The sequence below is a fragment of the Streptomyces sp. NPDC089915 genome, assembly GCF_040684675.1.
Lineage (GTDB): Bacteria > Actinomycetota > Actinomycetes > Streptomycetales > Streptomycetaceae > Streptomyces.
The window spans coordinates 1-17,751 of the sequence record NZ_JBFBGN010000054.1 but is presented as its reverse complement, the minus strand read 5'-3'; the positions used below and the strand labels follow the sequence as shown (position 1 = coordinate 17,751).

18 protein-coding genes and 1 tRNA gene are annotated in these 17,751 nt (G+C 73.3%); 5 read left to right on the top strand and 14 right to left on the bottom strand.

The genetic code is table 11. The features are described from left to right. Nucleotides 1-17 precede the first annotated feature (17 nt). On the top strand, nucleotides 18-521 hold the full coding sequence (locus AB0O29_RS18105; RefSeq protein ID WP_365152764.1) for a hypothetical protein: 504 nt from the start codon (nucleotides 18-20) through the stop codon (nucleotides 519-521). Nucleotides 522-591: 70 nt separating this feature from the next. Here the strand turns inward: AB0O29_RS18105 and AB0O29_RS18100 are convergent. After that, a tRNA-Tyr gene (locus AB0O29_RS18100) sits at nucleotides 592-673 on the bottom strand. A 204-nt stretch (nucleotides 674-877) separates the two neighbouring features. Between AB0O29_RS18100 and AB0O29_RS18095 the strand changes: the two genes are divergently transcribed. The 3 genes from AB0O29_RS18095 (at nucleotide 878) to AB0O29_RS18085 (ending at nucleotide 4,282) form a co-directional block, all read left to right on the top strand. Continuing rightward, a complete protein-coding gene (locus AB0O29_RS18095) occupies nucleotides 878-1,366 on the top strand; it encodes a YajQ family cyclic di-GMP-binding protein (protein ID WP_365152762.1) in 489 nt (162 codons plus the stop codon). Nucleotides 1,367-1,596: 230 nt separating this feature from the next. Beyond that, on the top strand, nucleotides 1,597-3,024 hold the full coding sequence (locus AB0O29_RS18090) for a SulP family inorganic anion transporter (protein WP_365152760.1): 1,428 nt from the start codon (nucleotides 1,597-1,599) through the stop codon (nucleotides 3,022-3,024). Between the two features lie 19 nt (nucleotides 3,025-3,043). Then, nucleotides 3,044-4,282, top strand: a complete 1,239-nt coding sequence (locus tag AB0O29_RS18085; protein WP_365152758.1) for an APC family permease — start codon at nucleotides 3,044-3,046, stop codon at nucleotides 4,280-4,282. Here the strand turns inward: AB0O29_RS18085 and AB0O29_RS18080 are convergent. The 13 genes from AB0O29_RS18080 to AB0O29_RS18020 all read right to left on the bottom strand — a co-directional run bounded on the left by AB0O29_RS18080 (nucleotide 4,266) and on the right by AB0O29_RS18020 (nucleotide 16,317). Continuing rightward, nucleotides 4,266-4,787 (bottom strand): SMI1/KNR4 family protein, encoded by a 522-nt coding sequence (locus tag AB0O29_RS18080; protein ID WP_365152756.1) that lies wholly within the window; start codon nucleotides 4,785-4,787, stop codon nucleotides 4,266-4,268. The genes AB0O29_RS18085 and AB0O29_RS18080 overlap by 17 nt on opposite strands. Before the next feature lie 65 nt (nucleotides 4,788-4,852). Then, nucleotides 4,853-5,245, bottom strand: coding sequence for a YccF domain-containing protein (locus AB0O29_RS18075; RefSeq protein WP_365152754.1), 393 nt, complete (start codon nucleotides 5,243-5,245; stop codon nucleotides 4,853-4,855). After that, entirely contained in the window at nucleotides 5,242-6,105 is an 864-nt protein-coding gene (gene htpX / locus AB0O29_RS18070) for a zinc metalloprotease HtpX (protein ID WP_365152752.1), read from the bottom strand. The genes AB0O29_RS18075 and htpX overlap by 4 nt, the downstream gene beginning before the upstream one ends. A 204-nt stretch (nucleotides 6,106-6,309) precedes the next feature. Continuing rightward, a complete protein-coding gene (locus AB0O29_RS18065) occupies nucleotides 6,310-7,842 on the bottom strand; it encodes an NADH-quinone oxidoreductase subunit N (RefSeq protein ID WP_365152750.1) in 1,533 nt (510 codons plus the stop codon). Further along, a complete protein-coding gene (locus AB0O29_RS18060) occupies nucleotides 7,839-9,392 on the bottom strand; it encodes an NADH-quinone oxidoreductase subunit M (protein WP_365152803.1) in 1,554 nt (517 codons plus the stop codon). The genes AB0O29_RS18065 and AB0O29_RS18060 overlap by 4 nt, the downstream gene beginning before the upstream one ends. 38 nt (nucleotides 9,393-9,430) lie before the next feature. Beyond that, a complete protein-coding gene (locus AB0O29_RS18055; RefSeq protein ID WP_365152748.1) occupies nucleotides 9,431-11,434 on the bottom strand; it encodes an NADH-quinone oxidoreductase subunit L in 2,004 nt (667 codons plus the stop codon). Further along, nucleotides 11,431-11,799 (bottom strand): NADH-quinone oxidoreductase subunit NuoK, encoded by a 369-nt coding sequence (gene nuoK, locus AB0O29_RS18050; RefSeq protein ID WP_365152746.1) that lies wholly within the window; start codon nucleotides 11,797-11,799, stop codon nucleotides 11,431-11,433. The genes AB0O29_RS18055 and nuoK overlap by 4 nt, the downstream gene beginning before the upstream one ends. Continuing rightward, nucleotides 11,799-12,470 carry an NADH-quinone oxidoreductase subunit J gene (locus AB0O29_RS18045; protein ID WP_365152744.1) on the bottom strand — a complete coding sequence of 224 codons (672 nt, stop codon included), beginning with the start codon at nucleotides 12,468-12,470 and terminating at the stop codon, nucleotides 11,799-11,801. The genes nuoK and AB0O29_RS18045 overlap by 1 nt, the downstream gene beginning before the upstream one ends. Beyond that, the gene (locus AB0O29_RS18040; protein ID WP_365152742.1) at nucleotides 12,470-13,069 is read right to left on the bottom strand and encodes an NADH-quinone oxidoreductase subunit I; all 600 of its coding nucleotides are present in this window, start codon (nucleotides 13,067-13,069) and stop codon (nucleotides 12,470-12,472) included. The genes AB0O29_RS18045 and AB0O29_RS18040 overlap by 1 nt, the downstream gene beginning before the upstream one ends. Next, the gene (locus AB0O29_RS18035) at nucleotides 13,069-14,037 is read right to left on the bottom strand and encodes a complex I subunit 1 family protein (protein WP_365152740.1); all 969 of its coding nucleotides are present in this window, start codon (nucleotides 14,035-14,037) and stop codon (nucleotides 13,069-13,071) included. Before AB0O29_RS18035 ends, AB0O29_RS18040 begins: the two co-directional genes overlap by 1 nt. Further along, a complete protein-coding gene (locus AB0O29_RS18030; RefSeq protein ID WP_365152738.1) occupies nucleotides 14,034-15,308 on the bottom strand; it encodes an NADH-quinone oxidoreductase subunit C in 1,275 nt (424 codons plus the stop codon). Before AB0O29_RS18030 ends, AB0O29_RS18035 begins: the two co-directional genes overlap by 4 nt. Beyond that, nucleotides 15,305-15,907: an NADH-quinone oxidoreductase subunit B family protein gene (locus tag AB0O29_RS18025; RefSeq protein ID WP_344163342.1), complete on the bottom strand. Its 603-nt coding sequence runs from the start codon at nucleotides 15,905-15,907 to the stop codon at nucleotides 15,305-15,307. The genes AB0O29_RS18030 and AB0O29_RS18025 overlap by 4 nt, the downstream gene beginning before the upstream one ends. Continuing rightward, on the bottom strand, nucleotides 15,898-16,317 hold the full coding sequence (locus AB0O29_RS18020) for an NADH-quinone oxidoreductase subunit A (protein ID WP_344163339.1): 420 nt from the start codon (nucleotides 16,315-16,317) through the stop codon (nucleotides 15,898-15,900). The genes AB0O29_RS18025 and AB0O29_RS18020 overlap by 10 nt, the downstream gene beginning before the upstream one ends. A gap of 155 nt (nucleotides 16,318-16,472) precedes the next feature. On the opposite strand from AB0O29_RS18020, the gene AB0O29_RS18015 reads away from it, so the two are divergent. Beyond that, nucleotides 16,473-17,633, top strand: a complete 1,161-nt coding sequence (locus AB0O29_RS18015; RefSeq protein ID WP_365152736.1) for a sensor domain-containing protein — start codon at nucleotides 16,473-16,475, stop codon at nucleotides 17,631-17,633. The last annotated feature ends 118 nt before the right edge of the window (nucleotides 17,634-17,751 follow it).

The following is a 17,751-nucleotide window of genomic DNA, read 5'->3' as shown; positions in this document are numbered from 1 at the left end:
GGGGACCGGGACACGGCATGGGTGACGGGAACTGGCAGGTCGGCGCGGCCGAGGGGGGTCGGCTCGCGGCCCGGTGGTGGAAGTGGGTGCTGTCGGCCCCGCAGGAGGAGAACCCGGTGGCGGACTCCACCGGCGCGTACGCCGGGCGGCGGCAGCCCGGGGACCTGTGGTTCCTGGCGGGCACCTACGGCGGCCGGGTGGTGCGCCGGTGCGAGGTTCCGACGGGGCGTCCGCTGTTCTTCCCCGTGCTGAACACCCGGCGCCCGGCGGTGCCGTTCCTGACGAAGCCGTGGCGGCTGGAGACGACGCGGGCGTCGGCGGCGCTGAACAGCTCTCCGCTGCCCCTGCGCGAGTTCACCTCGAAGCCGTTCCCCGTCCTGGGGATACCCCAGGTCGCCTGGGGGCTGTGGTGTGCTCTGGACCCGCTCCCGGCGGGCCAGTTCGTCCTGGAGATCGACGCGGCGGCGGCCAACGGCTTCTGGGTCGACACGACCTACCACCTGACGGTGACCGCTCCCTAGCCCGTCCGCGGCTATGCGAAGAAACCCCCGCTCACTGCGTTTCCGCAGATGAACGGGGGTTCCACTCGCGTGGCGGCGCCAGGATTCGAACCTGGGTAGGCAGAGCCGACGGATTTACAGTCCGTTCCCATTGGCCACTCGGGCACACCGCCATGGGATGTCGCCTGGGTTCCTCCGCCTTTCGGCGTTGTTCCTTGGCAACGACGTAAACGATACCCGATGTACGGGGGTGCTTCGCCACCGGATTGATCAGCGCCTCACACGGGTGCGGTGGCTAGGCTTTGCGGAGCGGGCCGGGGATGTCCGGCCGCGGCCCTCCGGGGCACACCACAGCCGACTTCAAGGAGCCACAGCACATGGCCGACTCCAGTTTCGACATCGTCTCGAAGGTCGAGCGGCAGGAGGTCGACAACGCCCTCAACCAGGCCGCCAAGGAGCTCTCGCAGCGCTACGACTTCAAGGGCACCGGCGCGTCGATCGCCTGGTCCGGCGACAAGATCCTGATGGAGGCGAACTCCGAGGACCGCGTCAAGGCCGTCCTCGACGTGTTCGAGACCAAGCTGGTCAAGCGCGGCATCTCGCTGAAGGCGCTCGACGCCGGCGAGCCGCAGCTGTCCGGCAAGGAGTACAAGATCTTCGCGTCGATCGAGGAGGGCATCTCCCAGGAGAACGCCAAGAAGGTCGCCAAGATGATCCGCGACGAGGGCCCCAAGGGCGTCAAGGCCCAGGTCCAGGGCGAGGAGCTGCGCGTCAGCTCCAAGAGCCGCGATGACCTCCAGGCCGTCCAGGCCCTCCTGAAGGGCAAGGACCTGGACTTCGCCATCCAGTTCGTGAACTACCGCTGACCTGCGCGTACGTCACTGGTCGGACCCCGTGGGGCACAACGGGGGCGGATCGCCGGGGCCTTTCCCGGCGGGCGCCCGCGTTGTGCCCTTCGCCGTTTCGGCGCCCGTGGTGTGTGCCGGGCGTGAACGGCGCACGCTCCCGTCCGGCCCCCCGGTGGCCACTGGGCGCGGCCGGGCGCGCCCCACAGGCTGGGTGGCATCCGTCACCGTCCTCACGAGGGGGTACCCGCATGCCTGGGGCCGGCACTTTCCGAGCGGACCTCGGGGCGTCCGTCGTCGTCGCGCTGGTGGCGCTGCCGCTGTGCGTCGGGGTCGCCGTCGCCTCCGGCGTACCGGCCGAGCTGGGGATCGTCACCGGGGTGGTGGGAGGGCTGGTCACCGGCTGGTTCCGGGGCAGCTCCCTCCAGGTCAGCGGGCCCGCCGCCGGGCTGACCGTGCTCGTCTACGAGGCCGTGGGCACCTACGGCCTGCCCGCGCTGGGGGTCCTCGTGCTGGCGGCGGGGATGGTCCAGCTGGGGCTGGGCGCGCTGCGGCTCGGGCGGTGGTTCCGGGCGATCTCCCTGGCCGTGGTGCACGGGATGCTGGCCGGGATCGGGCTCGTGCTGATCGCCGGGCAGCTCTACGCCCTGGGCGGGGTGCCGGCTCCCGGGAAGACCCTGGCCAAGCTGGGCGGGGTGCACGAGCTCGGGGCGCAGGCCGACTGGGCCGCCGTGGCGCTCGGGGCGGGGACCATCGCCGTCCTGGTGCTGTGGCGGCGGGCGCCGGCCCGGCTGCGGGTGGTGCCGGGGGCGCTGGTGGGGGTCGCGGCCGCCACCGCCGCGGCGGCGGCCCTGCGGCTGCCGGTGGAGACCGTCCGGGTGACCGGGGTGCTGGACGCCGTGGCGCCGCCGGGCTGGTCGGACTTCGGCGCGCTGGCCTCCGTCGGGGCGTTGGGGACCGTGGTGGCGCTCGCGCTGATCGCCTCCGCCGAGACCCTCTTCAGTGCCGCCGCCGTCGACCGGATGCACGACGGGCCGCGGACCGACTACGACCGCGAGCTGGTCGCCCAGGGCTTCGGCAACGCTGTGTGCGGGCTGCTCGGGGCCCTGCCGATGACCGCCGTCATCGTGCGCAGTTCCGCCAACGTGGAGGCCGGGGCGCGCACCCGGGCTTCCCGGATCCTGCACGGCGGCTGGCTGCTGCTGTTCGCGGTGGCGCTGCCGCAGCTGCTGGAGGTGGTGCCGCTGGCGGCGCTCGCCGGGGTGCTGCTGCACGCGGGCTGGAAGCTGCTGCCGGCGCGGGCGGTGGCCGCCCTGTGGCGCACGCACCGGGGCGAGGCGGTGGTGCTGGTGGTGACGGCCGTCTCGATCCTGGCCACCAGCCTGTTCGAGGGGGTGCTGGTCGGGCTGGGCCTCGCCGTGGCCAAGGCCGCCTGGGAGACCTCCCACGTGCACGTCGAGGAGGTGTGGGAGGGCGAGGAGCTGTGCGTGCGGGTGGTGGGGAACGCCAGCTTCCTGCGGCTGCCCAAGCTGCTGGACTCCCTGGAGGCCCTGCCCCACGGCCCGGCGGTGCGGCTCGACCTCAGCGGGCTGCGGCACCTGGACCACGCCTGCCTGACCGCGCTGGAGGGCTGGGAGCGCACGCGGATGCCGCTGCCCGGCAGGGAGGGCGTCATCTAGGGCGGTTACCCTCCCGCCCGTGGACAACGAGCTCAAGCGCACCCTGGGGGTGTCCGACGCCGTCGTGGTCGGACTCGGCGCGATGGTCGGCGCCGGCATCTTCGCCGCCCTGGCCCCGGCGGCGCGCGCGGCGGGGGGCGGGCTCCTGGCCGCCCTGGCGGTGGCGGCCCTCGTGGCCTACTGCAACGCGCACTCCTCGGCGCGGCTCGCCGCCCGCCATCCGGCCTCCGGCGGGACCTACGTGTACGGGCGCGAGCGGCTGGGCCCCTTCTGGGGGTACCTGGCCGGCTGGGGGTTCGTCGTCGGCAAGACGGCCTCCTGCGGCGCGATGGCGCTGACCGTCGGGGCGTACGTGTGGCCGGGGCGGGAGCACGAGGTGGCCGTGGCGGCGGTGGTGGCGCTGACCGCGGCGGGGTACGGCGGGGTGCGGAAGTCGGCCCGGATCGCGCGGCTGATCGTGGCGGCCGTGCTGGCGGTGCTGGCCGGGGTCGTCGTGGTGTGCCTGGGTTCCGGCGCGGCGGACTCCGGGCGGCTGGCCGGCGGGGGGTGGGGCGGGGCCGCCGGGCTGTTGCAGGGCGCGGGCCTGCTGTTCTTCGCCTTCGCGGGCTATGCCCGGATCGCCACCCTGGGTGAGGAGGTGCGCGATCCGCAGCGCACGATCCCGCGCGCGGTGCCGATCGCGCTGGGGATCGCCCTGCTGGTGTACGCCGCCGTGGCGGTGGCGGCGCTGTCGGTGCTCGGTGCCGGCGCCCTGGCGGGGTCGTCCGCCCCGCTGGCCGACGCGGTGCGGGCGGCCGGCCGGCCCGAACTGGTCCCGGTCGTCCGGGTGGGTGCGGCGCTGGCCGCGCTGGGCTCTCTGCTGGCCCTCGTGCTCGGGGTGTCGCGGACCGCGCTGGCGATGGCCCGGGACGGGCATCTGCCGCGCGCGCTGGCCGCCGTGCATCCCCGGCATCAGGTGCCGCACCACGCGGAGCTGGCCGTGGGCGCGGTGGTGGCGGTGCTCGCGGCCACCGCCGATCTGCGGGGCGCGATCGGCTTCTCCTCCTTCGGAGTGCTGGCCTACTACGCGATCGCGAACGCCTCCGCATGGACTCTCGGTTCAGATGTCAAGGGTCGTGCCGTGGCAGCGGCGGGGCTGTCCGGCTGTGTGCTGCTGGCCTGCACGCTGCCCGCCGCTTCGGCGGTCACGGGTGCGGCGGTTCTGGCGCTGGGGGCGCTGGCCTACGCGGTGCGGGGCCGTTTCACATCCGGGAGCTGAACTCCGCCCAGAGGCCCTGCTCCATCTCCTCCTCGCCCCATTCCTCTTCCTCCCGGAACCAGCCGGTTCCGTCGAGCCAGTCGCGGAGCCAGTGCCCCAGGCTCGGGGAGAGGTGGTACCAGGCGAGGCCGGGATCCCCGGGGTTGGGCTCGAAGAGCAGGACGCCGGCGCTCTCGGAGCGGCAGTCCACACAGGCGTACATGCCGCAGCCGAGGTCCGCTATGGGCAGGACGCCCTCGGGCCAGCCCCAGTCGGACGCGCGGCCCGCCTCGTACTCCGCCATGGCCTGACGCAGCGGCAGCAGTCCGTACTCGGGCCCGAATCCGCCGTCGCCGACGCGCGTGTAGAGCGCGGCCAGCAGGGGTGGGAGGGCGAAGCCCAGCCGGTGCGCGGCCCGGTCGCCCTCCCCCGCCCCCAGCGGTACGGGAAGGGGCTTGCCGTGGTCGCGCACGGAGTCTCGTACGCGTTCGGTCACTTGCTCCAGCAACTGCTCGGTCTCGTTCATGTGTTCATGGTGACGCAGACCTCTGACAGCCGTCCGAGCCTGTGGATAACTCAGGCCCGGGGGCGTCAGCGGGCGGCGAAGGGGGCGTCCGTCGGGACGATTTCGCGGCCCAGGGGGAGCAGGGAGAGCGGGACCATCTTGAAGTTGGCGATGCCGAAGGGGATGCCGATGATCGTGAGGCAGAGGGCGATGCCGGTGGCGATGTGGCCCAGCGCCAGCCACCAGCCGGCCAGGACCAGCCACAGGACGTTGCCGACGCAGGACGGCGCGCCCGCGTCGCGGCGCTCGACGGTGGTGTAGCCGAAGGGCCAGAGGGCGTAGACGGCGATGCGGAAGGCCGCGATGCCGAAGGGGATGCCGATGATGGTGATGCAGAGGATCAGGCCGGCCACGCAGTAGCCGAGGAACAGCCAGATCCCGCTGAGTATGAGCCAAATGACGTTCAGGATGGTTTTCACTGGCTGCGGCCTGCCATCTGTTCGAGCCGGGCGATGCGCTCGGCCATCGGAGGGTGTGTCGAGAACAGCTTGGACAGTCCCTGGCCGGGCCGGAAGGGGTTGGCGATCATCATGTGGCTCGCCGTCTCCAGGCGGGGCTCGGGCGGCAGCGGAAGCTGTTTGGTGCCGGCGTCGAGCTTGCGCAGGGCGCCGGCCAGGGCGAGCGGGTCGCCGGTGAGCTGCGCTCCGGAGGCGTCCGCCTCGTATTCGCGGGACCGGCTGATGGCGAGCTGGATCACGGACGCGGCCAGCGGGCCGAGGAGCATGATCAACAGCATGCCGAAGATGCCGGGGCCGTCGTCGTCGTTCGAGCGGCCGACCGGGATCAGCCAGGCGAAGTTCACCAGGAACATGATCACGGAGGCCAGCGCTCCGGCCACCGACGAGATGAGGATGTCGCGGTTGTAGACATGGCTCAGCTCGTGGCCGATGACCCCGCGCAGCTCGCGCTCGTCGAGGATGCGCAGGATGCCCTCCGTGCAGCAGACGGCGGCGTTGCGCGGGTTGCGGCCGGTGGCGAAGGCGTTGGGGGCCTCGGTCGGCGAGATGTAGAGGCGGGGCATGGGCTGGCGCGCGGACGTGGAGAGCTCGCGGACCATGCGGTAGAGCTCGGGGGCCTCGAACTCGCTGACGGGCCGGGCGCGCATCGCGCGTAGAGCCAGCTTGTCGCTGTTCCAGTACGCGTACGCGTTCGTCCCGAGGGCCACCAGGACGGCGACGATCAGGCCGCCCCGCCCGAAGAAACTGCCGATGACGATGATGAGTGCGGACATCCCGCCGAGGAGTACGGCGGTCTTCAGCCCGTTGTGCCGGCGGTGCACGGTACGCCCTCCAAGTGGTGCGTCAGGGGAGCCCCGTCGTGGATCTGAGGGTCTTCGGTCCAGTGGACCCTCCCTCTGTTGTCAACGCGAGGTGGGGGCGCCGGGTTCCCGGGGCACGGCGGGCCCCCGCCGCCGCTCCGGCGGGGGCCGGGAGCGGCGGCGGGTGTTGCTCCGTACGGGTGAGGGCGGGCGGGCGGGGCCGGGTTACAGCGGGAAGAGGCTGCCCGAGGCGAAGCGCAGGACCAGCTGCGGGGCGCCGGACAGGGCCAGGGCGGCCACGGCGGTGAGGGCGATGGCGGCCGTGAGGGGCCAGGGGGCCTTCGTGACGGCCGGGGCCCGCCCCTCGGTCTGCGGGGTGTGGAAGAGGAGGGCCGTCCAGCGCAGGTAGTAGTACAGGGCCATGACGACGTTGACGGCCATGACCACGGCGAGCCAGCCCAGGCCGGCGTCGACGGCGGACCGGAAGACGGTGACCTTCGCGAAGAGGCCGATGATGCCCGGCGGCAGTCCGGCCAGGCAGAGCAGGAAGAACGCCAGCGCCAGGGCGGCGGCGGGCCGCTCGGCGTACAGGCCGCGGTAGTCGCTGATCCGGTGCAGCGGCCTGGTCCGGGCGACGAGCGCGGCGACGGCGAAGGCGCCGAGGTTCACGGCGGCGTACATGAGCGCGTAGGCGACGGTGGAGCCGATCTGGTCGCGGCCGGAGTACGCGGCCGCGGCGATCGGGACCAGCAGGTAGCCGGCCTGGCCGACGGAGGACCAGGCGAGCAGCCGGACGGCGCTCTGCGGCCGGTCCGCGGACTGGCGCAGGGCGGCGGCGTTGCCGATCGTCATGGTGAGCGCGGCGAGCACGGCCAGCGCCGGGCCCCAGACGTCGGAGTACGCGGGGAAGGCGATGACCGTGACGAGGATCAGGCCGGTGAAGCCGACGGCCTTGCCGATCACCGACAGGTAGCCGGCGACGGGCAGCGGGGCGCCCACGTAGGTGTCGGGGACCCAGAAGTGGAAGGGGACGGCGGCGGTCTTGAAGGCGAAGCCGACGAGGGTGAGGGCGACGCCCGCCATGGCCAGGGTGTCGAGCTGCCCGGGGACGTCCTCCAGCCGGTCGGCGACCCGCGTCAGGTGCAGGGTTCCGGTGGCGGCGTAGACGAGGCTGACGCCCATCAGGGAGACGGCGGTGGCGGTGACCGAGGACAGGAAGAACTTGAGGGCGGCCTCGGAGGACATCCGGTCGCCGCGCCGCATGCCGACGAGGGCGAAGGCGGGCAGGGAGGCGACCTCCAGGGCGACGATCAGGGTGGCGAGGTCGCGGGAGGCGGGCAGCAGGGCCGCGCCGGCGGCGGAGGAGAGCAGCAGGAACCAGTACTCGCCGGCCGGGACGCGGCCGTCGCGGACGCCGGTGACCGACAGCAGGGCGGTGACCAGGGCCCCGGCCAGGACCAGGAACTGGACGACGAGCGCGAAGTGGTCGGCGGTGTAGCTGCACGCGCCGGGGTCGGCGGTGAGGCAGAAGGTGGTGCGGTCGCCGGCGCGCAGCGGCAGCAGGGCGGCGGTGGCGGCGGCGAGGCCGGCGACGGAGATCCAGCCGAGGACCGGCTTGCGGGCCTCGGGCGTGAAGAGGTCGGCGACCAGGACGAGCAGGGCGACGGCGGCGGGGACGACCACGGGCGTGATCGCGGGCCAGTCGACGGACTGGACCAGGCTGGGGGTGTCGGCGGCCAGGGCCGTCAGGGCCGTCATGCGTTGCCTCCTGCGAGGAGCTTCTGGACGGCCGGGTCGGTCAGGCCGAGGAGGGTGGCGGGCCACAGGCCGGCGAGGACGGTGAGCGCGACGAGCGGGGTCCAGGCGGCGAACTCGTAGCGGTGGACGTCGGCGACGGCGAGCTCGGGTCCGGCCTTCGGGTCGCCCATGCAGACGCGCCGTACGACGATCAGCAGGTAGGCGGCGGTGAGCAGGGTGCCGAACGCGCCGACGGCCATGTAGGTGAGGAAGGCCGGGCGGGAGAGGCCCTCGGCCGGGTCGAACGCCCCGAACAGGGCCAGCATCTCGCCCCAGAACCCGGCCAGGCCGGGCAGGCCGAGGGAGGCGACGGCGGCGAAGGCCAGGAGCGCGCCGAGGCGGGGGGCGCGGCCGTAGAGGGCGGCGCCGGTGGCTCCGGCGAGGGTGTCGAGGTCGCTGCTGCCGTAGCGGTCCTTGAGGGCGCCGACCAGGAAGAAGAGGAGGCCGGTGATCAGGCCGTGGGCGATGTTCGCGAAGAGCGCGCCGTTGACGCCGGTGGGGGTCATCGTCGCGATGCCGAGCAGGACGAAGCCCATGTGGCCGACGGAGGAGTACGCGATGAGGCGCTTGAGGTCGCCCTTGCCGTTCCGGCGGGTCAGCGCGAGGCAGGCGAGGGATCCGTAGACGATGCCGACGGCGGCGAAGGCGCCCAGGTAGGGGGCGAAGGTGTGCATGCCGTCGGGGGTGACGGGCAGCAGGATGCGGACGAAGCCGTAGGTGCCCATCTTCAGCATGACGCCGGCGAGGAGCACGGAGCCGACGGTGGGGGCGGCGGTGTGGGCGTCGGGCAGCCAGGTGTGCAGCGGCCACATCGGGGTCTTCACGGCGAGGCCGATGCCGATGGCGAGGACGGCCAGGAGCTGGGTGGTGTGGCTCAGTCCGCGGCCGTTGTCAGAGGCGAGTGCCACCATGTCGAAGGTGCCGCTGTTCACTCCGATCAGCAGCAGTCCGAGGAGCATGACCACGGATCCGAGGAGGGTGTAGAGGATGAACTTCCAGGCGGCGGCCTGCCGCTGAGCGCCGCCCCAGCGGGCGATGAGGAAGTACATCGGGATGAGGACCATCTCGAAGGCAAGGAAGAACAGCATCAGGTCGAGGACGGCGAAGGTCGCGAGGGTGCCGGACTCGAGGACGAGCAGCAGTGCCACGAAGGCCTTCGGGGAGGGGCCCTCGGGGAGCTTGAAGTAGCTGTACACCGCGCAGAGGAAGAACAGCAGCGCGGTCATCAGGAGGAGGGGGAGCGAGATGCCGTCGACGCCGAGGTGGATCCGGATGTTGAGCGCCTGGATCCAGCTGATGTCCGTCGTCGCCTGGAAGCGGGACGGGTTGTCGTGGTCGAAGCCCAGGGTGAGGGCGACGGCCGCGGCGAGGATGACGCCGGTGACGGTGACGCCGTGGCGGAGCACGGCCTGTTCGGGGCTCCTGCCCTTGAGCCCGGGCGGGGCCGGGAGGAGGGCCGCGACGGCGCCGAGGAGCGGTGCGGCCACGATGAACGCCAGAAGGAACTGCATCACGGACGGGCTGATATCGATCACGGCTGACTCTCGGCTCACGATCCGGCGTTGAGGTTGGCGAGGACGGCCGTGGCGATCGCCAGGACCACGGCGCCGGCGAGCAGGGCGCTCAGGTAGCTCTGCACGTTGCCGGTCTGGGCCCGGCGGACGAGGCCGCCGAGCAGCCGGGGTCCGGCGCCCGCGCCGCGGACGTAGGTGTCGACGACCTCTCGGTCGAGGAAGCGGACCAGGCTCGCGGCCGCGCGGACGGGGCGTACGAAGAGGCGGTCGTAGACGGCGTCGAGGTGGAAGCCGTCGGCGGCGTGCCGGTGCAGCGGGCCGAGGAGGGCCCGGCCGGGGTCGGCCGCGGGGGTGGCCGGGACGGCGGGGTGCTCGTGGGTCACCTCGGCGACCTCGGGGGTCTCGGCGGCGGATTCGGCCGCGGCCACCGAGGCCGGGACGGCGCCGCCGTTGCGGATACCGGCCGCGGCCCTCGCGGTGGCGCGCTGCCACAGGGCCCAGGTCAGCATGACGCCGACGAGGGCGGCGCCGGTGCCGAGGACCGAGGTGGTCACGGTGGGGGTGAGTTCCCTGCCGTCGAACCAGTCGGCGAGGGGGCCCGCGGCGAGGCCGAAGGCGATCGAGGGGACGGCCAGCAGCCACAGCACGCCGGTCATGGCGACGGGCTCCCTGCCGTGGTCGGGGGCGGCCGCGCCCCGGCCGCGGAAGGCCATCAGCCACAGCCGGGTGGCGTAGGCGGCGGTGAGCAGGGCGGTCAGTACGCCGGCGACGAGGACCACCCAGCCGGCCGCGCTCGGGGCGAGGTCGGAGTGTCCGCCGGCGGCGTGCTCGGCGGCGACGAGGACGGCTTCCTTGGAGAAGAAGCCGGCGAAGGGCGGGATGGCGGCGAGCGCGAGCAGCGCGATCGTCATCGTCCAGAAGGCGTCGGGGATGCGCTTGGCCAGGCCGTCCATGCGGGACATGGCGGCGAGGGAGTTGGTGCCGGCGGCGTGGATGATCACGCCGGCGCCGAGGAAGAGCAGCGCCTTGAAGGCGCCGTGGGACAGGAGGTGGAAGACGGCGGCGCCCCGGTCGCCGACGGCCAGGGCACCGGTCATGTAGCCGAGCTGGCCGACCGTGGAGTAGGCGAGGACGCGCTTGATGTCGTCCTGGGCCAGGGCGGCGAGGGCCGAGCCGACCATCGTCGTCGCGGCCATGACGGCCATGACCACCAGGGCGGCCCGGGAGGCCGTGAAGACGGGCAGGAGGCGGGCGATGAAGTAGACGCCGGCGGCGACCATCGTCGCGGCGTGGATCAGCGCGGACACCGGGGTGGGGCCGGCCATGGCGTCGGGGAGCCAGGTGTGCAGCGGGAACTGCGCGGACTTGCCGGCGACGCCGGCGAGCAGGAGCAGCGCGATGAGCGTCGGGTGGTCGAGCCCGCCCGCGGCGACGGTGCCGAGGATCTCGGTGATCCGGAAGGAGCCGGCGTCGGCGGCGAGCGCGAACAGTCCGATGAGGAAGGGGACGTCGCCGAGCTTGGTGACGAGGAAGGCCTTGAGGGAGGCGGAGCGGGCCGCTTCGGTCTCCCAGTAGTGGCCGACGAGGAAGTACGAGCAGATGCCCATGATCTCCCAGCCGACCAGCAGCACCATGAGGTCGCCGGAGTAGACGACGAGCAGCATGGCGGAGGTGAACAGTGAGACCAGAGCGGCGTACGACGGGTAGCGCGGGTCCTCGCGGAGGTACGCGGTCGAGTAGAGCTGCACGCAGGTGGCCACGACTGCGACCAGGACGGCGACCAGGACCGCGAAGCCGTCGAGGTGGAGCGAGAGCTCGATGGGCACCGAGCCGGTCGGGGTCAGCTCGGTGGCGGTGTCGATCGCCTTGCTGCCGCCGTGGCGGACGGCGACGAGCACGGCCAGGACGGCTGCGGCGAGCGCCGGCAGGACGGCGAGCGGCCTGACGAAGCCGGGTGCGGTCCGGCCGAGGAGGAGTCCTGCCACCGCGCCCAGGAACGGGAGGAGGGGGACGAGGACCGCGAGGGTCGTGGTGCTCACGCGGCGACCTCCGGCCGGGCGGTGGTGGCGGTGGGGTCGTCGGGGTGGCCGGGCTCGTGGGGCTCGGCGGTGTCGCGCAGCCTGTCCACGTCCGAGGTGCCCCGGTTGCGGTACACCATCAGCACGATCGCGAGGCCGATGCCGATCTCGGCGGCGGCGATGGCGATGGTGAAGAGGGTGAGGGCCTGGCCGGCGTGCAGGGTGTCGCGCAGCCAGACGTCGAAGGCCACCAGGTTGAGGTTGACGGCGTTGAGCATCAGCTCGACGGACATCAGGACCAGGATGGCGTTGCGGCGGGCGAGCACGCCGTAGAGGCCGGTGGCGAAGAGCAGGGCCGCGAGTACGGCGGGGTAGGCGAGGTGCATCAGCTCTGCCCCTTCTCGGTGCCCGTGCGGGCGGCGGCGTCGGCCGCGTCGGCGGCCTCCTCGGCGGGGGTGCTGCGTCGGGAGAGCACGATGGCGCCGATCAGGGCCGCGAGGAGGAGGACGGAGAGCGCTTCGAAGGGCAGCACCCAGTGCTGGAAGAGGATCTCGCCGGAGACCTTGGTGGAGCCCTGGGCGGGGCCGTCGAGGTCGATCCAGGTGGTGCGGAAGGCGTCGGCGACCACCCAGACGAGTGCGGCGCCGGCGGTCACGGCGACGCCGAGGGCGACCCACCGGTTGCCGGAGTCGGCGTCCGGGGAGCGGCCGATGGGGGCCTTGGTGAGCATCAGTCCGAAGAGGAGGAGGACGACCACGGAGCCGAGGTAGATCAGGACCTGGACCCAGGCGATGAACTCGGCGGTCAGCAGCAGGTACTCGACGGCGATCCCGCCGAGCGCGACGACCAGCCAGAGGGCGGCGTGCACGAGCTGCTTGGTGGTGACCGTGATGAGGGCCGCGCCGAGGGTGGCGAGGCCGACGAGGACGAAGGCGATCTCGACGCCGGTCGGCGAGAGGAACCCGGGGCCGGGCGTCGGGGCCGGGCCCGCGGGGGCGGCGGCCGTGACGGCGGTCGCGGCCTTCACCGCGGCCGCGGTGAGCTGGGCGGCGTACATCAGGCGGTGCCTCCCGCCGGGGTGTCGGGGGTGCCGTCGGCGGGCGGGGCGGCCACGGCCTCGGCGGCCGCGGCGGCTGCCGCCTCGGCCTTCTCGGCGGCCTTGCGGGCGGCGGCGATCTCCTTGGGCTCCTCGGCGCCGGGGTCCAGCGCGGGCGGGGCCGGGACCGTCCACATCCACTCGCGCAGCTTGTCGCGCTCGTGGGTGAGCTCGTGGATGTCGGTCTCCGCGTACTCGAACTCCGGCGACCAGAAGAGGGCGTCGAAGGGGCACACCTCGATGCAGATGCCGCAGTACATGCAGAGGGAGAAGTCGATGGCGAAGCGGTCGAGGACGTTGCGGCTGCGCTCGCGGCCGCCGGGGGTGGCGGCGGGCACCGTCTCCTTGTGGGAGTCGATGTAGATGCACCAGTCGGGGCACTCGCGGGCGCACAGCATGCAGACCGTGCAGTTCTCCTCGAACAGGCCGATGACCCCGCGGCTGCGGGGCGGGAGCTCGGGCTGTACCTCGGGGTACTGGGCGGTGTGCGCGCGCTTGGTCATCGTGCGCAGGGTGACGGCCAGGCCCTTGGCGAGGCCGGATCCGGGGATCGGGGGCATTACTGGATCGCCACCTTCACGATGCCGGTGAGCGCGATCTGGGCGAGCGCGAGGGGGATGAGTACGGTCCAGGCGAGCTTCTGGAGCTGGTCCTCGCGCAGGCGGGGGTAGCTCACGCGCAGCCAGATGACGACGAAGGCCAGGACCGCGGTCTTGAGGAGGGTCCAGACCCAGCCGAGGCCGTCGGCGCCGAGGGGGCCGTGCCAGCCGCCGAGGAAGAGGACGGTGGTCAGGGCGCACAGGACGACGATGCCGGCGTACTCGGCGAGCAGGAACAGCGCGAAGCGCAGGCCGGTGTACTCGGTGTACGCGCCGAAGATGATCTCGGAGTCGGCGACGGGCATGTCGAACGGGGGCCGCTGGAGCTCGGCGAGGCCGGCGGTGAAGAAGACGAGCGCGCCGATGATCTGCCAGGGCAGCCACCACCACTCGAAGGCGCCCACGATGCCGGGGAGGGACACCGTGCCGGCGGCCATCGCCACGGAGGCGGCGGCGAGCAGCATGGGCAGCTCGTAGGCGAGCAGCTGGGCGGCGGTGCGGAGGCCTCCGAGGAGGGAGAACTTGTTGGCGGACGCCCAGCCGCCCATCAGGCTGCCGAGGACGCCGACGCCCATGACGGCGAGGGCGTAGAAGAGCCCGGCGTCGATGGACTGGCCGACGGCGCTCTCGCCGGGGCCGATGGGGATGACGATGAGGACGAGGAGGTAGGGCAGCAGCGCGAGGGCGGGGGCGAGCTGGAAGATCCGCCGGTCGGCGGCCGCCGGGACGATGTCCTCCTTCTGCGCGAACTTCACGCCGTCGGCGACGAGCTGGGCCCAGCCGTGGAAGCCGCCGGCGTACATGGGGCCGAGGCGGCCCTGCATGTGCGCCATCACCTTGTGCTCGGTCTGCCCGATGACGAGCGGGAGCACGAGGAAGACGGCGAAGACGACGATCAGTCGCAGGGCGACGTCGAGGACGTCGTTCACGCGTCGCCTCCGGTGGTGTCGTGGTCGGAATCGGGGTCGGGCCCGGCTTCGGGCTTCGGGCCGGGCTCGGGGGCCGGCTCCTCGAAGGCGGGCTTCGGGTTGTGCCAGGGCGCGTCCGCGCTGCGCGGGGCCGGGCGCCTGGGAGCCTCCGGCTCCGGCGCAGGGGCCTGACCGGCGGACCCGTCCGCGGCGGACCGGCTGCGCCGGGGCGGGCGCGGGGCGCCGGCGTCCGGCGCGGGGCCGGCCTGGCTGGCGGAGCCGTCGGCCGCCGAGCGGCTGCGGCGTGCCGGGCGCGGGGCCTCGGCGGCGGGGTCGCCCGGTGCGGCGGCCGGGTCGTCCGGCGCCCCGGCGGGGGAATCGGTCGACGGAGCGGACTGACTGGCCGAGTCGTCCGACGCCGAGCGGCTGCGGCGCGCGGGGCGCGGGGCCTCGGCGGCCGGGTCGCCCGGTGACGGGGTGGCCTGGCTGGCCGAGCCGTCCGATGCCGAGCGGGTGCGCCGTGCCGGGCGCGGGGCCTCGGCGGCGGGTTCGCCCGGTGCGGCCGCCGGGGGCGTCGTGGGGTCGGGTGTGGCCGTCGGGGGCGGGGTGTCCGTTGTGGGGCGGACGCGGCGGGCCGGGGCGCCCTCGCGCGGGGGGCGGGCCGCCGCGCCGGCGGCGCGGGGGGTGCGGGCCGGGCGGGCGGGGGCCGGGGGGAGCTGGCCCTTGAGGGGGCCCCACTCGTTCGGGTCCGGGACGCCGGGCGGGAGCATCTGGCGGCGCTTGGGCGCGTCCGGGTCGTGCGCCTCGCCCGGCTCCTTGGCGCCGGGCCAGGCCTTGGCGACGCGCGCCGCCAGGACGAAGTCCTTGCGCAGCGGGTGCCCCTCGAAGTTCTCGGGGAGGAGGAGGTGGACGAGGTGCGGGTGGTCGGTGAAGACCACGCCGAACATCTCGTACGTCTCGCGCTCGTGCCAGGCCGCTCCCGCGTAGACGGCGACCGCGGAGGGGAGGGAGGCGGAAGCGTGCGGGACGGTCGTGCGGAGCAGGAGGCGGCGTACGCGGCCGCCCTCCAGCGCGACGACGTGCGCGCAGATCCGGAAGCCGGTGCCCGGTTCGTCGACGGCGCTCAGCCAGTCGAAGAAGGTGCAGCCCAGCTTGTCGCGGGCGATCTCCAGCGAGGGGATCCAGGAGCCGACCGGGACGTCCACGGTGAGGACGTCGTAGGCGACGGAGGCCACGGCCTCGGCGCCGAAGACGGTCGCGGCGCCGTCGGGGAGGGAGTCGTAGAGGTTCACGCGCCGGCCCCCGGGGCGGGCGGGGGCGTCACCAGGCCGCTGGTCAGCTGCGCGACCGACGGCCGGTCCGCGTACCGCTCGGCCAGCGATTCCCGGGCGATCTTCTCCTGGAGCTTGAGGATGCCCTGGAGGAGGGCCTCGGGGCGCGGCGGGCAGCCGGGCACGTAGACGTCGACGGGGATGATCTGGTCGACGCCCTTCGTCACCGAGTACGAGTCCCAGTACGGGCCGCCGCAGTTCGAGCAGGCGCCGAAGGAGATGACGTACTTCGGCTCGGGCATCTGCTCGTACAGCCGCTTCACGGCCGGGGCCATCTTGTCCGTCACCGTGCCCGAGACGATCATCAGATCCGCCTGGCGGGGGCCGGGCGCGAACGGGATGACACCCAGCCGGATGAAGTCGTGCCGCGCCATCGACGCGGCGATGAACTCGATGGCGCAGCAGGCGAGGCCGAAGTTGAAGACCCACAGGCTGTAGCGGCGGCCCCAGTTCAGGACCACCTTCATCGGCTCGGGGGCCAGGCGGGAGAGGACCCCCAGCCTCCTGGGTTCCGGGAGGGAAACGGGCTCCGGTGCCGCGGCGGCCGGTGTCACGTCCATTCGAGGACGCCCTTCTTGTACGCGTAGAGCAGGCCGACGGCCAGGAACCCCAGGAAGATGAACATCTCCACCAGGGTCGTGGCGCCGTAACCGGCGGCGGCGAACACCGTCGCCCACGGGAAGAGGAAGATCGAGTCGACGGCGAAGATGACGTAGAGGAACGCGTAGACGTAGTAGCGGACCTGGGTGTGCGCCCAGCCCTCCCCCACGGGGTCCACGCCGCACTCGTACGTCAGCAGCTTCTCGGGGGTCGGGACCACGGGCCGCAGCAGGCGGCCGGCGCCGAAGGCCACGGCGACGAAGAGCACGCCGACGACGGCGAGCAGGCCGACGACCGAGTAACCGTGGAAGTAGTCCGCGGCGGTCACGGTCCCCGTCACGGCGCCGCTCGATACCGTTGGTTCGGGCACGTCCGTTCCTCGCTCCTCGGCCACTGTCGACGTTCTCGGTGATCTGGTACGGACGGGAGTCTAGGCCCTGGTCCGCACAGGGTGGGGTTACCCCCCGTTTACTCGCGCCTGGCCACCCCATGGCATTGCCGGGGTGGAATTGACAGGCTGGCCGCATGACCGCGAACGATCAAGCTCCCGCCCTTCCTCCCGTACGGCCCGCCTTCGACGCGGTCACCTGGAAGGAGATCGCCTATCTGCTGACCAATTTCCCGGTGGCGCTGATCGGGTTCGTTTACACGATCGTCATGCTCGCGCTGGCGGGCGCGCTGGCGGTGACGGTGGTCGGCCTGCCGGTGCTGTTGGCGGGCCTGTACCTGTCCCGGCAGCTCGGTGTGCTCGAACGCGCCCGGGCGCGGGGCCTGCTGGGTGTGCGGGTCGACGAGCCGAGCCCCTTGCCGGGGCCGCGCCGTTCCGGCGGGTTCTTCCCCTGGCTGTGGTCGGGGATCAAGGACCCGGTGGCGTGGCGGACCGTGCTGTTCGAGCTGGTCCGGCTGCCCTGGGGGATGCTGACCTTCATTATCGCCCTGGTGGGGCTGTTCCTGCTGTGGCCGCTGCTGCCGTACCTCGTCCGCCTGATGGCGAACCTGGACCGGGCGATGGTACGCGGTCTGCTGTCGCCTTCCGACGAGCTGGAGCGGCGGATCGCCGAGCTGGAGTCGGGGCGCGGGGTGGTCGTGGACACGGCGGCGGCCGACCTGCGGCGGATCGAACGGGACCTGCACGACGGGGCGCAGGCGCGGCTGGTGGCGCTGGCGATGGGGCTGGGCCTGGCGAAGGAGAAGCTGCTGGAGGACCCCGAGGGCGCGGCGGCGATGGTCGACGAGGCGCACGGGGAGGTCAAGCTCGCGCTGCAGGAGCTGCGGGACCTGGCGCGGGGGATCCATCCGGCGGTGCTGACCGACCGGGGGCTGGACGCGGCGCTGTCCTCGGTGGCGGCGCGGTGCCTGGTGCCGGTGCGGGTGTCGGTGCGGCTGGAGGAGCGGCCGGCGGAGGCGATCGAGGGGATCGCGTACTTCGTGGTGTCGGAGCTGCTGCAGAACGTCAGCAAGCACGCGGCCGCGCGGGGCGCGGGCGTCGAGGTGTGGCGGGAGGGGGCGCGGCTGCTGATCCGCGTCGCGGATGACGGGCGGGGCGGGGCGCGGATGTCCGGGGGGAGCGGGCTGGCGGGGCTCGCGGAGCGGGTGCGGGCCGTTGACGGGGGGTTCGTGGTGGAGTCCGCGCCGGGGGCGGGGACGGTGGTGGTGGCCGAGCTGCCGTGGCGCGGGCGCGCGTAGGGGGGGTCGGGGCCACGTTTGCGGCGGGGCCGTAGCGACACGCCGAAGCGCGTCCGGCGGATCTGACGGATCCGCAGGTCACGAGCCGTCAGGCATTTATGTGATGATTACCTGGATG

What these genes read in the sequence shown, in the direction of transcription:
- AB0O29_RS18105 (WP_365152764.1), top strand. Translation starts at nt 18, where the DNA reads ATGGGTGACGGGAACTGGCAGGTCGGCGCGGCCGAGGGGGGTCGGCTC.
- AB0O29_RS18095 (WP_365152762.1), top strand. Translation starts at nt 878, where the DNA reads ATGGCCGACTCCAGTTTCGACATCGTCTCGAAGGTCGAGCGGCAGGAG.
- AB0O29_RS18090 (WP_365152760.1), top strand. Translation starts at nt 1,597, where the DNA reads ATGCCTGGGGCCGGCACTTTCCGAGCGGACCTCGGGGCGTCCGTCGTC.
- AB0O29_RS18080 (WP_365152756.1), bottom strand. Translation starts at nt 4,787, where the DNA reads ATGAACGAGACCGAGCAGTTGCTGGAGCAAGTGACCGAACGCGTACGA.
- AB0O29_RS18065 (WP_365152750.1), bottom strand. Translation starts at nt 7,842, where the DNA reads ATGACGGCCCTGACGGCCCTGGCCGCCGACACCCCCAGCCTGGTCCAG.
- AB0O29_RS18060 (WP_365152803.1), bottom strand. Translation starts at nt 9,392, where the DNA reads ATGCAGTTCCTTCTGGCGTTCATCGTGGCCGCACCGCTCCTCGGCGCC.
- nuoK (WP_365152746.1), bottom strand. Translation starts at nt 11,799, where the DNA reads ATGCACCTCGCCTACCCCGCCGTACTCGCGGCCCTGCTCTTCGCCACC.
- AB0O29_RS18045 (WP_365152744.1), bottom strand. Translation starts at nt 12,470, where the DNA reads ATGTACGCCGCCCAGCTCACCGCGGCCGCGGTGAAGGCCGCGACCGCC.
- AB0O29_RS18040 (WP_365152742.1), bottom strand. Translation starts at nt 13,069, where the DNA reads ATGCCCCCGATCCCCGGATCCGGCCTCGCCAAGGGCCTGGCCGTCACC.
- AB0O29_RS18025 (WP_344163342.1), bottom strand. Translation starts at nt 15,907, where the DNA reads ATGGACGTGACACCGGCCGCCGCGGCACCGGAGCCCGTTTCCCTCCCG.
- AB0O29_RS18015 (WP_365152736.1), top strand. Translation starts at nt 16,473, where the DNA reads ATGACCGCGAACGATCAAGCTCCCGCCCTTCCTCCCGTACGGCCCGCC.